A 15,027-nucleotide genomic window follows, 5' to 3' on the forward strand; every position below is an offset into this window, starting at 1 on the left:
GCCCGCGTCCTGCGTACCGGGTCGGAGTGGCCATGATCTATTTCCTTGCAGGGCGCAGGTGGAGCGCGCCGGGAAAGCAATTGGACAGTATTCCGCACGTAAGCTCCAGTGAATGACCAGACAGGGCCAAAGTGACACGATCCGTCCTGGTGATTGGACGGATCGCTTTTTTATAAGAAACGAAAGGAAATATCATTGAAATGGATGGAGTGATGGTGTTCACCTTCAAGGATGTCAATGAGAGATGTCTATGATGGGGATCCATGAGGGGAAAGCGTGTTTGATCACGATGTGTCATAATGGAGGGGATAGATAGAAAGACAAAAAAGGAGTGGAATGAAACATATGAATCATATGTTTCGGTTGTACGGTGCTCTGGTTTTGCTGAGTCTCATATGGGGATTGTCCTTTGTTTTCATCAAATATCTTTTGGAACCGGCGGGCGTTTGGGGAGTCGTTTTTTTGCGTTGTCTCGCGGGCGTTGCCGTATTGATTCCGCTGTTGCTGTATCGTGGAGTGCCGCCTTTTCGGTCCATTCCGTGGGGATCACTCGTCTTGGTCGGCGTGTTGAATGCCGGCCTGCCGTGGGGATTGATCGCTTGGAGCGAAACGCAGATCCACAGCAATACGGCATCGATCCTCAATGCGACCACGCCGATCTGGACGAGTTTGATCGGTGTGGTCGCATATTCAGTGATTTTGACGAAACGGCAGTGGATCGGGATTATCGTGGGCTTCATCGGGATTTTGATTTTGATGGATTTCCGGGTTGGGGATTTGTTCCGCGAACATTTTGTCGGAATCGGCACAATGTTGGTGGCCGCCATGTGTTATGGTTTCGCTTCACAGTATACCAAGCGCTTTTTGTCAGGGGTGGATGTGCTGTTGACTGCCACGGTGACGTTGGTAACGGGCGTCGTGGTGGGAATCATCGGTATGGCATTCACCCGGGGGGTTTCACTGGATGCTCTGTGGAATGTGAAGTCGGTCTTTGCGTTGGTTGGATTGGGGGTATTTGGCTCCGGTATTGCCTATCTGCTGTTTTTTTACATGATCTCAGCAGGTGGTGCCCAATTTGCGGTCAACGTTACCTACTTGGTGCCCCTCACAGCAATCATCTGGGGGTCTATTTTGCTGCATGAGCCGTTGTCGCCCCATATGATGATCGGGTTGCTTGTCATCTTCGCTGGAATTTATCTCTCAACAACAAAAACCACACAGAAACAAACCCAGGTGATCAGGAAATAGAACACGGTCGTAGTAGATCGAATAGATGTAAGTTTTGTCAGTTGCTCTCGGAAAAGGGAAACTATGAAAATTTTTAGTTGTAGCTTAAACAGTTCACAATTGAAGACAAGTATACTAATATAAAGGTATCTAGTGACCAATATTCTGATTACCAAGGAGGTTTTTATGACTGTCAGCGTCATTGGAGAGCTGCTTCGCCACCGGGCTAGGTTGTCACCGGATGTGGAGGCTTTGGTGTCGCCGACAAAACGGTTGACGTACCGGGAATACAATGGGATCGTGAACAAGTTGGCCCATTACCTGCTCCAATTGCAGGTGCAAAAAGGGGATCGGATTGCACTCATTTGCAAAAACAGTCATCATTTTCCGATCATCTATATGGCTGCGGCTAAAATCGGCGCCGTGACGGTACCGATTAACTGGCGGCTCAAAACGGATGGAATTCGTTACATATTGGAAGACTGCACTCCCAAAATCCTGTTTTACGACGGAGAATTTGATGAAGTCACTCCTCTGTTGGGAACGCTCCCTTTCATTCAGCAGGAAATCCGCTTGGACATAGAAGACACCTTGGAAGAATTGACTGAAGGATATCCCGATAAAGAGCCGCAGGTGGATGTGATCGGAGAAGATCCCGCCCTGATCATCTATACCTCCGGAACCACCGGTCGTTCCAAAGGGGTCGTATGTACCCACACCAATCTGCACGCAGCCAGCATCGCCAACACGACCACATTGGATTGGCGGTACCGGGATCGTTTTTTGGTGGTCTCTCCCTTGTTCCACATCAGTGGCATGGTCATTCCCGTCTGTGCCCTGGTTCGTGGCTTGACGATGGTCATCAACGACCAATTCCACCCCATACAGGTTTGGGATCTCCTCCATGCTGAGAGGATCAACATCATGTTTGCCGTACCGTCGATGCTGAACTACATGTATGAGTCGTTGAAGCATCAGGATGTGGATGCGCCTTCCCTTCGCATGATTATCTGCGGCGGGGCCAAGGTGCCGGCGGAGCTGATCCGGGGGATGTACGATTTCGGGTACCATGTGGTGCAGGTGTACGGTGCGACGGAGTATGCAGGAGCCGCCACCTTTTGGCTGCCGGAATATGGTCTGGAGACATGCGAGTCAGCGGGAAAAGCTGTTTATCTGACGGAGATGAAAATCGTCGATCCCACTACGGGCGAAGCACTGCCTCCGGGTGAAATCGGAGAAGTGGTTTTAAGGGGGCCATTGACGTTCGCTGGATACTGGAATATGGAGAAAGCCACCCAAGAAGTGATTCGAAATGGTTGGTACCATACGCGGGACGCGGGCTGGATGGACGAGAACGGTTTATTGTACGTGGTCGATCGACTGCGGGATATGATCATCACCAGCGGGGAAAATGTGTTCCCGGCACAAGTGGAATCGGTCATCAATCAGTTGGAGGAAGTGTCCGAGTCTGCCGTGGTCGGCGTCGCACATCCGGTATGGGGCGAGCTTGCCCGGGCTTATGTTGTTCGGAAAGAAGGCAGCACGGTCACCGAACAGGAGATCATCACCCACGTTCGCCGGTATTTGCCCGATCACAGCCTGCATGAAGTCGTTTTTGTGGAGGAACTTCCGAAAAACAGCATGGGCAAAGTGATGAAATACGTGCTTCGTCAACATGCTAATCAACAACAACCGCAAGCGCAGTGAGTAAACAGGGGCCCCTGATTGAACTGAATCCAAAAAGCAGACATGAAAAGCAGATCGCTTGAATGGCTTCTGTGTTTTGCAGAAGCCATTTTGTTTTGCTTGTAATCATTCATTCGCTGACCGGGTCGGATCGGTCATCATCTGCTTCCCTGCAGGGTACAGGTGGAGAGATCCGGAGAAACAAGCGCAAAACACTAAAATATATTTTTGATCGATTATTGAAATGAGATCTGGAAATTTCGTTCATGAACGTTTTTGTGATAACTGGAAAGAAGGATCGGATACATAGTTTTTCGTAGTATACTGGAAGGTACAAGAATGGTTGAATCAGTCATCCTCATACGAGAAAGGCGGCTCGGATCGGTCAATGGTAGAAGTGCGTGGATTGGTCAAACGGTATAACGGTGTGGCCGTTGTGGATGGAGTGACGTTCAACGTGAAGCAAGGGGAGGTCTTCGGCCTGCTGGGGCCAAACGGTGCGGGAAAAACCACGACCATGGAGATGATCGAAGGATTACGTGTACCGGACGAAGGGGAGATTTGGATCGACGGAATGGACGTGGTTCGGGAGCGGGATCGGGTGAAGCATGTGATCGGACTGCAGTTACAGTCGACCGCATTGTTCGGGCACATGACTGTACGGGAAATGATCGTGCTCTACAGCAGCTTTTACCCCCATGCGCGTCCGGTGGATGAGCTGCTGACGGCTTTTGACTTGCAAGAGAAACGGAATACCTGGGTCAAACATCTCTCAGGGGGACAAAAGCAGCGGTTGGCCATCGCACTGGCCGTGGTACATGATCCACAGGTCCTGTTTTTGGATGAGCCGACGACAGGACTGGACCCGGGAGCGCGGCGCGCGCTGTGGGATATCATTCTTCGGTTGCGGGATGAGAGACGGACGGTGTTTTTATCAACCCATTACATGGAGGAAGCGGAACAGTTGTGTGACCGTGTGGCGATCATGGATCAGGGGAAAGTCATCGCCTTGGATACTCCAGCGGGATTGATCCGTCGACTGGATGTGGACAGCGTGGTTGAATTCGTCTGGGAATCGGAGTTAGACCCTTCATCGCTCGCTTCTTTGGGTGGAGTGAAGGAGGTGCGACACTCCGGGGATCGCAGTGTGATGCTGTTGACGGAGCGTCTGCCGGAGACGTTGCGCGACTTGATCGCATGGTCCGAAACCAGCGGTGTCCCGTTATCCGGTTTGCGAACACGGACGGCAACGCTGGAAGATGTGTTTCTCCACTATACGGGAAAGAGGTTGGCGTGAGACGTGAAGGCATATTGGCGATTGACCCAGGCGCAGTTGTTGTTGTTTTTGCGGAACAAAAACATCGTGATTTGGTCGCTGGTGGTTCCGATATTGATGATGGCGGTTTTGGGCACATTGATCAAAGGGGGAAACACATTTCGGCTGGATGTGGCGGTCGTCGATCAGGATCATTCCTCCGCTTCCCGTGAATTTGTACGGTCGTTGCAGTCGGTTTCGGGTGTTTCCGTTGAGATGGAGAAGGAACTGAATCAGGGGATCGCTCAGGTCCAACGAGGCGACCGTCAGCTGGCGATTCTGATCCGAAAAGGGTTCGGGCGACATCTCACCCAACGGGCGGAGCAAGAGCCGTCCAAGGACATTGTTCTCTATCTGGACAAAAGCAATCTGACGACCGCTCAGTTGGGCACGACGGTAGTGAAACAGATGGTCGATCAGCTGAACAAACGTGTGACTGGGTTTCGTCCCGTGATCACAGCCGAATCGGTAAATGTACAAAGCCGGACGCTGGGATATATTGATTTTCTGGTCCCCGGCTTGCTGGCGATGATGATTATGAACAACAACATGAACGGTGTAGCGGGCACGATCGCATCCTGGCGGGAAAGGGGTATCCTGCGTCGAATGCAGGCGACACCGTTGTCCAGCGCCACATTCATCGCCGGCCAGATCACGGCTCGCATCGTTCTCAACGGCCTGCAGGCGTTGATTGTGCTGTTGGTGGCCTATTGGTTGTTCGGGGTTCATGTTTACGGTTCGTGGTGGTTGCTGTTGGCATTGATTCTGCTGGGAACGCTGACGTTTATGTCCATCGGTTTTATCATCGCTTCTTTGGCCAAAACACCGGAAACGGCCGGGCCGATGGCGGGCTTGCTTTCGTTTCCCATGATCTTTGTCGGTGGCATCTTTTTCCCGGTACGGGATTTGCCCGATTGGTTGCGCCATATGGTCGACGCGATCCCGATCGGTCATTTGACGCATGCCCTGCGTGCGGTCATGAACGAAGGTGCCAGTCTGTCGGCGTTGTGGACGCCAGTAGCGGTGTTGACGGCATGGATGATCGGGGCGTTTGCCGTGGCCGCCTGGACGTTTCGTTGGGATGCTGAGTGAGGTGAACGAGGGTGATTATCGGAATCGGAACGGATATCGTACAACTGGACCGTTTGCGGCAAAAAGACAGGGAACGCTTGGCGCAACGCGTGCTGACGTCGGAGGAACGTCAGTGGTGGCCAGAGGGGGATGTGCGTCAAATCGAATATTTGGCAGGGAGATTTGCGGCCAAAGAGGCATTGTCGAAAGCGGCCAGGACCGGAATCGGCCGAATACTCGGTTTTCAGGATATCGAGATCTTGAGTGGCGACAACGGTTGTCCCAAAGTGCGGCTTTCCGAGCAAAGCAGACGGAAATTGGGGTGGGCGGATGATGTACAGATTCACCTCACTATTGCACATGAACGGGATTACGCTGTCGCCACGGTGGTGGTGGAACGGGTGCCGAACGAACGATGAGTGGAAGACCGAGGCCCGTCAACCTTGTCAGCATATCCGGACGGGCCGGTTCATATAGATATAACGCGGTTGGGAGGGACCCATGTGTACTTGGTTACTGCACAGGAGATGCGCGATCTGGACCGATACACCATCGAACACATCGGGATACCGGGTGTGGTGTTGATGGAACGCGCGGGACTTGCCGTCGCGCAAGCGATCACGGAACATTTCGCCCAACCGGGTCAGGCGGTGGTACTCTCTGGTCATGGCAACAATGGTGGGGACGGGTTTGTCGTCGCCCGGCATCTGTCTGTTGCCGGATGGCGGACGACAGTGTGGTTGGTCGGTTCCGCGGAGAGAATGACGGCTGACACCCAAACGTTTTATGAAGCTTGCCGTCACCTGGGAATAGACGTAAAAACGTTCGGGCCGGAGCAGGCGGACGAACTGCGGCGATGGTTGGAGACATCCGATGTTGTCGTCGATGCTCTTCTGGGAACGGGGATTCGGGGACCGGTTCGTCCAGCAATGGAGTCGGTGATTCGGCTGGTAAACGATCATGCACGGGGACGCGTGGTAGCCGTTGATGTGCCCAGCGGGGTGGAGACGGATACCGGACGGGTCGCATCTGTGGCGATCAAAGCAGATCAGACGGTGACTTTCGCCTATGCCAAATGGTGTCATTACTTGCGTCCGGGAGCCGAACACTGTGGAGAGGTGGTCGTGGCGGATATCGGGATTCCGCCATCGGTTACCGCGTCCCGGAGACCCGCCGCACGTGTCAACCATCCCCAGTGGTGGCGGGAATATCTAAAACCGCGGTCACGATGGGCGCACAAAGGGACACACGGGCATCTGCTTGTTGTCGGCGGTTCCCGCGGGATGCTGGGCGCTGTCGCCATGGCCGGTACCGCTGCTCTGCGCGCCGGTGCCGGATTGGTCACGATTGCCGTACCCGAAGGGCAACACGATCCCCTGGCGGCCAAAGTGACGGAAGCCCTCGTATGGGCGTGGCCTGACGACGGACAGGGTCGTTTTGCACCCGGCAGTGCAGAGCGCATCGGTGAGCGTTTGAACCGCCTGACAGCGGTGGCCGTCGGCCCCGGTTTGGGACGTTTTACGGGAGAGCGGGAGTGGCTGACCGAACTGCTCCAGCAGACAGACCGGCCCATGGTGTTGGATGCGGACGCGCTCAATGTGCTGGCTGATCATCCCGATATCCTCGATCACCGTAAAGGAGATCTCATCTTGACGCCACATCCGGGTGAAATGGCTCGCCTTGCAGGTACCGACACAGTCCGTGTGGAGAACGAACGTTACCGGGTGGCCAAGGAATGGGCCGAACGACACGATGTCACCGTTGTCCTCAAAGGAACGTACACGATCATCGCATTCCCCGACGGTACCCAAATGTTGAATCCCACCGGCAGTCCTGCCATGGCCAAGGCAGGGTCCGGCGACCTGTTGACCGGCATCATCGGCGCGTTGTTGGCCCAGAAAATCCCACCGTCAGCTGCTGTCCCAATGGGTGTCTATGTTCACGGGCTGGCTGGGGAGTTCGCGGTCACATCCGTCGAACACAGCGTGATCGCTTCCGACATTCTTTTGCAAGTGGGGCCTGCGATTCGTCGACTATTGTCCGATCGCGTCCGTACCTAACCGACACATTTCCCGGGAAATGGACGAAGGGGCTGATGAAATGCGTCGGATTGCATGGGGGGTGGCCGCCCTTTTGTTGATCATGGTGGTTTTGACGGGATGCGGACAGAAAAACGCCGCCGATATCGTGAGCGATCTGTCGAAGCGATCCGAAAAAATGGAAGGATACACGACAAAGGCCAAGATGACGATTCATACCGGCAGCACCCCCCAAATATACGAAGTGGAAGTATGGTACAAACAGCCGCACTTTTACCGAGTCTCCCTCAAAAACACCAAAAAAGACATCACCCAAATCTTGCTTCGCAATGATGATGGGGTGTACGTGTTGACACCCCACTTGAACAAGAGTTTCCGTTTCCAAAGCGATTGGCCGGAATCCAGCGGGCAAATCTATCTGTACCAATCTTTGATCAACAGCATTATTGATGATCAGTCCCGTGGTTTCAAAGCGGGCTCCGACGGATATCAATTCGATGTTCGCGCCAAAACCAACAACCAAACGTTGAGTCGGCAACGGATTTGGCTGAACAAGGACCTGTATCCCACCAAAGCGGAACTGCTCAACGATCAGGATCAGGTGATGGTGGAAGTCACCTTTGACCGTTTCAATATCGACCCGTCCTTCGACAAGGATGCGTTTGACATGAACCGCAACATGACCGGTTTGAACGATCAAGTGTTACCTTCAATGCGCAATGCGCAAACCGACAAAGACCGTCATTCGGAAAAAGAAGTGCAAACCATGGTACCGGGTTACGTGCCGAAGGGGAGTCGGTTGGTGGATGAGCAATCCGTCGACAGCATGGAAGGCGAGGTTGTCATCATGCGGTACCAAGGAAAACAACCGTTCACCTTAACACAGAAAAATCCTGACGCCGTACAGGCCAGTGCACCGATGTACGGCCAACCGGTTGATCTGGGCTACACGGTCGGGGTATTACTGGAAGGCAGTGAGAAGAAGCGGCTGTCTTGGACGCACAATGGCACGGACTTTGAATTGTACGGCAATCTGCCGGTAGCGGAAATGGTCAAAATTGCCCAATCGGTGCAGGATCAGCCTCAAAAATGAAGTTAAACCCCGTTTCGTGTCGTCACGAACGGGGTTTGTTTTTGCGAAAATTCACCTTGTTTGGAAGCGGCGTTGAAAGAGAAGGTGAGTGAAAGGAAGTAGAAGGGAAGCGTAATGAGTCAGAGGGACCTCTAGGATTTTAGTGGTCACATGCTGTGTAGAAAGGAATGGGTCCACCCGCAGCGGATCACTATAGCTGCGGGTTCTTTATTAGCACATATCCAAATGAAGCTCAAATCCAGTATTTCCCGAAAGGTAATGCTATAACGTACTGGAGAATTTGGAAAGGAAAACGGTTCTCATCCAACCTCGGCTCCTTCTTTCATCGAATGATCCTACCAAAAGAAACACGCTTGTGTTGATAGGAAGGCCGGGTCCCAGGCGCGAAGATATGCCCTCGCAGTTCAGAGCTAGGGAAGAATTGCGGCAATCCGGGACGATTCTTGCAGGGGTCCGCCACCAGCTTCTCTTGGATCATCGAGTTGTACTGGCGGGCAGTGTTCTCGATGGTGTTAGCGTTTAACACCACCTCAAACCCGGTTTTCTTTGCATACCGACGCAGACCGGGGATGCCACTTTCCATTGGAGCGTAACACTCAGCGGCTACCCCGTTTTCGCTGGAAACCCAGATACCCGAGTCTGTGTTGACCACCAGCGAGTGGTTTCCCTGGGTGTGCCCCGGTGTCCACATCAAAGCGACCCCAGGACCTAACAGCACGTCTCCGTCGATAAACAACAGCCGTTCTTCCGGGATATCTGCGAATTTTTCTGGTTGGTACCAGATCCGCTGTAACGGGTGGAGGTGGGGGAGAATGTCCCATTCCTTCCGTTGCACGATTAATTTGGCCTTGGGAAAGTAAGCCTTAACTGGCTGATCGGGGCTGATGTCCGCTTGGGGTTTTGTCGTCCCGATCCACCTCCGCACATCTTGGGTGTGCAAATGGTCGTAAGTGATAAAATCAATATCCTCCGGCCGGAGACCAACGGTCTCTAGATGCTTTTCCACCGTGCCGTAGCGGTAGGACAACAGGGTGTGACTGAAAAACTCACCATATTTTCGGATCTGCTCGGCAAAATAGGGGGTGTTGGATGCCAACTCGTATTCGGTGGGTTCATTCAGCAGCGTCCAGATCCTTCCTTTCGCCCGCCACTGTACAATGAACATACGATTGGTAAACCACACGTAACTCACGGGAGACAGCGCAGCCCGCCACAGTGCGTACTTCCGAGGATAAGGAAGTGTGATGAGATCATAAGAGTGAAAGGCTGTCACGGTACCGGTCTGACGAAACCACTCCTTGAATCGGGGAGCCGCTTCACGAATCAGCTCTAGCTGTCGCCCTGGATTTTCCTCAGCGTGGGCTTCTTCAAAAAAGGAAATTTTCTGAAAGTAATGAGTCCGGACCTCTTCTTGTACCTTCACGGAAGCTCCCTCCCTGTTTTCAATGAACGCCACCGAAGGAGATCTGTTTCAAATCATGATCTCCGGTCAGGGGGCAGTCACCTATTATTTCCACATAAGGTGAATGGGAACCTTCATTACTAGCAGGAGGAATCATCAGAGTATTTTGGTAAATATATGAATGAAGGGAATTTTTGCTGGTTCCAGCTGAAGTGATCTATCAATCCTTTTTTCTGAGGAATCCATCTGGTTTTCGAGAAATGGAGGGGGAGTGCCCCTGAACCGGAAGGGTTCAGTTTCTTAAATTCACAGGTAAGGAGGTCCTGTATTGAAACGGTATGTGATTACCATACTCGCGCTGATCAATATGCTGTTTTTGTTGATGCCCTCTACGGGAGGAGCCCAGGTCACGACTGACGATCCCGGCGGCTTTTTCAATATCATGCCTCCAGGTCAGGATGGAACGGTAAACGTGCTGGAAATGACCAAATTTCAACTGACCGGAGAGTATCCCAAGCACTTCAATGATCAGACTCGGATGTACGATTCCCTGGTGGAGCGCATGTCAGGGATCAGGGATGAAGAACTTGTTAAATACTTCAAGGAAGCCTCCTTCGGTGTCAAAGGGAAAGTGGAACGGACCTATTCACCGACGAAAGGAGTAACGGTTCAGCGGGATGAATTCGGTGTTCCCCACATTCGGGGTAAAACCAGGGAGGCCACCATGTTTGCCGTGGGCTATGTGACCGCGGAGGACAGACTGTTCCTGATGGATGTGCTCCGCCATTTGGGACGGGGGCGGCTGAGCGAATTTCTCGGGGCCAGTGAAGCCAATAGGGAGATGGACAGGGCCCAGGTGCAGGTAGCCCCGTACAAAGAAGAAGAATTGACCCGTCAGGCCAATGAGCTTTGTCATCAGGGGGAGGAAGCAGCCCTGGTCTGCAAAGACATGGAAGCCTACATCGATGGGGTGAACGCTTTTATACGTAAAGCGCGACTGAATCCCAACATGCTTCCCGCAGAGTATCCCGCCCTCCAGCAGATTCCGAAAGAGTGGAAGCCCGAGGACAGTGTGGCCATTGCCAGCTTGGTCGGCGGGATTTTCGGGAAGGGCGGTGGAAACGAAGTAGCCAGTGGCCGATTTCTGTCCCAGTTAATACAAAAACACGGTTCCCAAAAAGGACGGGCGATCTGGGAGGATTTCCGGAGCGCGGAGGACTTGGAAGCTCCCGTGACGACGGAAAAAACCTTTCCCTATAACCAGTCTTCTTCCGTCGATCCGAAAACCACGGCCCTTCTCGATTTGGGAACCGTCGACAAAACATTGGAGGAGATGAAACTGCCGAACATGGTGGCAGACGGCCCCTTCGGTCCTATCGACTTGAGGGCGCCTAAGGGGATGAGCAATGCGATCTTGGTCAGTGCAGAACACACAAAAGAGGGTCGTCCCATCGCCGTATTCGGTCCTCAGACAGGCTACTTCAGCCCCCAGCTGCTGGTGGAGACAGATGTTCATGGACCAGGGATTGATGCCCGGGGAGTGGGTTTTGCTGGGGTCAACATGTATGTACAACTGGGGCGGGGACGGGACTATGCCTGGTCGGCCACCTCCTCCGGAGCGGACAACGTGGATCAGTGGGTGGTGAAGCTTTGCGAGCCGAATGGAGGCAAACCCACGATGAAATCCCAAGGTTACTGGTATAAAGGGAAATGCCGCCCCATGGACGTTTATACCCACCGGCAAATCGCTAGACCCACGGCCGCAGGAATTCCCAAGCCGTCTAAAGACAGTCTCATCTTTGACATCAAGGTGGAACGGACCGTCTACGGCCCTGTCAATGCCCGGGGAACCGTAAGGGGAGAGCCGGTGGCCGTAACCACCCAGCGCTCTACTTACGGAAAAGAGTTGAATAGTGCTCTCGGCTTTCGCCGGATCAACGATCCGGAGTTTATGAAGGATGGTTCCGCCTCTTTTCTGAAAGCGTTCGATAAAGTGGATTATACCTTTAACTGGTTTTACGTGAACAAAAAGGATATTGCATATAAGCACTCTTGCCTGTGTCCTGTGCGGGACCCCAGGACGAATCCCGACCTTCCTACATGGGGAACAGGGGAATACGACTGGACGGGGAAATACCTTAAACCGGAGGAGCAGCCCCATGACATCAACCCCAAAAGGGGGTACATTGCCAATTGGAACAACAAACAGGCTCCCGGGTTTCGAGCCAACGATGCGAACTTCAGCTACGGTCCCGTTCACCGCTCCCTACTATTAAACAGGCGGTTGGCGGAGATGGTATCTTCCGGAAAGAAACTGACCCGGGCGGACATGGTGAACATCATGATAGATGCGGCAACGGTGGATTTGAAGGCACAGGAGGTTTATCCGTGGGTGTTGAAAGTATTGGGGGAAAAAGCACCCGACAATGATCCGGTACTTCAGGAGATGAGGGACCGGTTGGCCGCATGGGTTGAGTCTGGTGGACACCGGCGTGATTCATCCCCCAAAGATGGCGTTTATGATGATGCGGTGGCCGTGGCCATCGGGGATGCTTATTTCGAACCCCTGACCGAGGCGATGTTTGAAAACGCCCTGAGTGGTGCAAACCTGCCCAATGTACTGGAAGATTCGCCACGGAATGGTTTGGGTTCGGCTTTTCTCGAAGGATATTATTCCTATGTGAACAAGGATTTGCGTCGGCTTCTGGGTGAAAAGGTGAAGGATCCCTGGCACACGGTTTATTGTGGTAACGGGAATCTCTCCTCCTGCAGGGAGGAATTGTGGAAGGCGATGAAAAAAACAGCTGACCGACTTCGTGAGGAATACAATTCCGATGTCGTGGAGGACTGGGTGTATGATGACTCTCAAGATGCCATCAAGCAGAAACCCATGGGTCTACTTGCCGCACCAGACATGCGATGGGTAAATCGGCCCACCTTCCAGCAAGTGGTTCAGGTGGGTGTGAAAAATCCGGTGAAATAAAAGTAAAAGCAAGTCCTGAACGGCAAATATCCCCTTCGGAACTCAGAGGGACATATCAAGGAATGGGCTTGTCTTATGGTTGGCTGCCTGCTTGTGGGGGGCCGCCTTGACTTATGTCTTGCGTGGTCCTCTTCACCTTCTAAAGTCAAGCAAAGCAATGACGAAGATCATGTACGGAGGGAGTCATGAGTACAAAGAGCTTAGTGTTGTCCCTACTGAATTTCAGATTTGAAAAGAAGGCTGGTTTCGTTCCACTGATATCTGCCCTTGAAGGGGTACGGGCAGACGAGGCTGCATGGCAGCCACATGCCAATAGTCATTCGATCTGGCAAATCGTGAACCACATTGTGTTTTGGAATGAAAACATATTGAGAAATTTACAAGGAAACGCGACACCGGTGAATATAGACAACAGTGCAACGTTTGGGGAACCTGGGGATCCTACGGACGAGGCTTCATGGCAGGCTACGGTTGAGAGGATGAAAGAAGTCTGTACGAATATACAATTAACATTGTCCGACTGGGACGAGAGCAGGTTTGATACACCTTATGATAACTCTGCTTTGTCATATAAGCTCGTGCTTGCAGATTTGGCAATGCACGACGCCTACCACATCGGACAAATTCTCTATATTCGTAAATTGTATGCTGCACGAACCAATCAATAATGACGTGTCCATATGGATGAAGCTCTCGTTACTAGGGCGTGTCATGTGGGAAAGGAGCATTCACATGCTGATCAAATGGATTGTTTGCAACGTGCCGGAGGAAAAACGGGAAGCCTTTTCCCTCGCACAACAGCAATGGTCGGCATTGCGGGATGTCCCGGGGTTTGTGGCTCAATTCGGCGGGTGGAATGCAGTTAATCCCGCTGAGGCGTGCATTGTCGGATTGTGGAAGGATCGGGACAGCTATACGGCGTTCATGGAAAAGATCCATGATGAGATTTATATATCCCGCGGTCAACAGGAGACATTTGACCGTATTGCTGTTACCGTCATGGAAATGATGTTGCCGGTCGGCCATCTGGAAGGGTTGCTCTCAGGTGGATGGATGAAAGCGGAGCTGATCCGTATTGCAGACTGTTGGGTGCTACCCGGGAGGGAAGCTCATTTTCTCCAAATGCAGCAGGAGGTATGGAACCCTGCCATGGAGCAAACCGACGGTATGTTGGGCGGTGTATTCGCGGGGGACATGTCGGCACGGCGCTTTCTCACCATCACGTGGTGGAAAAGCGCGGAATTACATCGGGCATATGTGAAAAACCATGTTGCGAACCTGCGGGAGCAAGCGGATTTGGATCTAGATATCGAACGGATTGTCGGGTATGAAGTGCGGTGTGAGCCGAGTTGGAGGGTGACGGCAACTGTACAATCTGACAAAGGAAGATGAGCGATGGGACAATCCTAAGAGGAGAGAAGTTCTCCTTTTGTAAAAAGTGAAAAAATTTCCTCACACCTGATCTGAAGTTGTAGAGGGAAATGAGATGGCCATCTATTCAGAGATTGTAAAGCTATTGCAAATGATTGATAACTGGCAACAGACGGATGAGCAGAAATACAGGGAGTTGTGTCGTCGTATTGAACTATCCGTCACTCATGCCCAACATTCAAATGTAAACGATTTTTACCGGATCATCCACCTGGAATATGACAAGTTGTTGACTTTACCTGTGAAGTTGGTGTTTCTCGTGTTCAAGAAAGCCAACCAACTCAACCCGAATGATCGTGAACTGTTGCTGTCCTTTTCCGCGTATTTATTTTGTCATGGACCGCAATGGGACCGGGAAGCGGAACAGATCCGTCATTTGGTTGAGGAAGGGAAGATGGAAGCGTGTTGTGAGATCGCGCAGAGGATCACATGGAACGATGAGTATTATGGCAGCCGTGATGGAAATGAACTGTGATGTACTTCCCGAAACACGGCAGTGTCGGGATCGGAAACCTGCCACATTGGATGCTGCCCGAACGATTTACAGAAAAAGCCGGCTGAAAGCCCACGGTTTCAATCGTGAGATGAAAGGCGGCGTTGCTCGGCATCCCCTTTTGGGGATGGTAAGGGCAACCAATTTGCTGTATAATCGAACGTACAAGCGGTGCTCATCCCACTGGTAGTGGGTTTCTTCCTGTGTACGTCATGGTATGAGGTTCCAGTGGCGAACCACTCACTCCCACTGGGTAAAACCATGAGAGTAAGTAAAAAGGAACTAGC

At 52.3% G+C, this 15,027-nt stretch carries 12 protein-coding genes; 11 read left to right on the forward strand and 1 reads right to left on the reverse strand.

Annotated features, from left to right (window positions below):
• Positions 1-345 precede the first annotated feature (345 nt).
• The 7 genes from NWF35_RS07035 (at position 346) to NWF35_RS07065 (ending at position 8,431) form a co-directional block, all read left to right on the forward strand.
• The gene (locus NWF35_RS07035) at positions 346-1,248 is read left to right on the forward strand and encodes a DMT family transporter (RefSeq protein WP_363321569.1); all 903 of its coding nucleotides are present in this window, start codon (positions 346-348) and stop codon (positions 1,246-1,248) included.
• A gap of 165 nt (positions 1,249-1,413) precedes the next feature.
• Positions 1,414-2,934, forward strand: a complete 1,521-nt coding sequence (locus NWF35_RS07040) for a class I adenylate-forming enzyme family protein (RefSeq protein WP_301238348.1) — start codon at positions 1,414-1,416, stop codon at positions 2,932-2,934.
• A gap of 367 nt (positions 2,935-3,301) precedes the next feature.
• Positions 3,302-4,210, forward strand: coding sequence for an ABC transporter ATP-binding protein (locus tag NWF35_RS07045; RefSeq protein WP_301238349.1), 909 nt, complete (start codon positions 3,302-3,304; stop codon positions 4,208-4,210).
• A gap of 3 nt (positions 4,211-4,213) precedes the next feature.
• Positions 4,214-5,320: an ABC transporter permease gene (locus NWF35_RS07050; RefSeq protein ID WP_301238350.1), complete on the forward strand. Its 1,107-nt coding sequence runs from the start codon at positions 4,214-4,216 to the stop codon at positions 5,318-5,320.
• Between the two features lie 11 nt (positions 5,321-5,331).
• Positions 5,332-5,718 (forward strand): holo-ACP synthase, encoded by a 387-nt coding sequence (acpS, locus tag NWF35_RS07055; RefSeq protein WP_301238351.1) that lies wholly within the window; start codon positions 5,332-5,334, stop codon positions 5,716-5,718.
• An 84-nt stretch (positions 5,719-5,802) separates the two neighbouring features.
• Positions 5,803-7,359 carry an NAD(P)H-hydrate dehydratase gene (locus NWF35_RS07060; RefSeq protein ID WP_301238352.1) on the forward strand — a complete coding sequence of 519 codons (1,557 nt, stop codon included), beginning with the start codon at positions 5,803-5,805 and terminating at the stop codon, positions 7,357-7,359.
• Positions 7,360-7,399: 40 nt separating this feature from the next.
• Positions 7,400-8,431 carry an outer membrane lipoprotein-sorting protein gene (locus NWF35_RS07065; protein WP_301238353.1) on the forward strand — a complete coding sequence of 344 codons (1,032 nt, stop codon included), beginning with the start codon at positions 7,400-7,402 and terminating at the stop codon, positions 8,429-8,431.
• A gap of 322 nt (positions 8,432-8,753) precedes the next feature.
• On the opposite strand, the gene NWF35_RS07070 is transcribed toward NWF35_RS07065, so the two are convergent.
• Entirely contained in the window at positions 8,754-9,854 is a 1,101-nt protein-coding gene (locus NWF35_RS07070) for an MBL fold metallo-hydrolase (protein WP_301238354.1), read from the reverse strand.
• Between the two features lie 307 nt (positions 9,855-10,161).
• Between NWF35_RS07070 and NWF35_RS07075 the strand changes: the two genes are divergently transcribed.
• From NWF35_RS07075 to NWF35_RS07090, 4 genes are all read left to right on the forward strand, one after another.
• Positions 10,162-12,816, forward strand: coding sequence for a penicillin acylase family protein (locus tag NWF35_RS07075; protein WP_301238355.1), 2,655 nt, complete (start codon positions 10,162-10,164; stop codon positions 12,814-12,816).
• Positions 12,817-13,001: 185 nt separating this feature from the next.
• Positions 13,002-13,484 carry a DinB family protein gene (locus tag NWF35_RS07080; RefSeq protein ID WP_301238356.1) on the forward strand — a complete coding sequence of 161 codons (483 nt, stop codon included), beginning with the start codon at positions 13,002-13,004 and terminating at the stop codon, positions 13,482-13,484.
• Positions 13,485-13,548: 64 nt separating this feature from the next.
• A complete protein-coding gene (locus NWF35_RS07085; RefSeq protein ID WP_301238357.1) occupies positions 13,549-14,208 on the forward strand; it encodes a YdbC family protein in 660 nt (219 codons plus the stop codon).
• Between the two features lie 94 nt (positions 14,209-14,302).
• Entirely contained in the window at positions 14,303-14,722 is a 420-nt protein-coding gene (locus NWF35_RS07090) for a hypothetical protein (protein WP_301238358.1), read from the forward strand.
• Positions 14,723-15,027 lie beyond the last annotated feature (305 nt).

The organism is Polycladomyces subterraneus (assembly GCF_030433435.1).
Classification (GTDB): Bacteria; Bacillota; Bacilli; order Thermoactinomycetales; family JIR-001; genus Polycladomyces; species Polycladomyces subterraneus.

Coding starts and splice junctions, on each gene's coding strand:
- NWF35_RS07035 (WP_363321569.1), top strand. CDS start 346: ATGAATCATATGTTTCGGTTGTACGGTGCTCTGGTTTTGCTGAGTCTC.
- NWF35_RS07040 (WP_301238348.1), top strand. CDS start 1,414: ATGACTGTCAGCGTCATTGGAGAGCTGCTTCGCCACCGGGCTAGGTTG.
- NWF35_RS07045 (WP_301238349.1), top strand. CDS start 3,302: ATGGTAGAAGTGCGTGGATTGGTCAAACGGTATAACGGTGTGGCCGTT.
- NWF35_RS07065 (WP_301238353.1), top strand. CDS start 7,400: ATGCGTCGGATTGCATGGGGGGTGGCCGCCCTTTTGTTGATCATGGTG.
- NWF35_RS07080 (WP_301238356.1), top strand. CDS start 13,002: ATGAGTACAAAGAGCTTAGTGTTGTCCCTACTGAATTTCAGATTTGAA.
- NWF35_RS07085 (WP_301238357.1), top strand. CDS start 13,549: ATGCTGATCAAATGGATTGTTTGCAACGTGCCGGAGGAAAAACGGGAA.
- NWF35_RS07090 (WP_301238358.1), top strand. CDS start 14,303: ATGGCCATCTATTCAGAGATTGTAAAGCTATTGCAAATGATTGATAAC.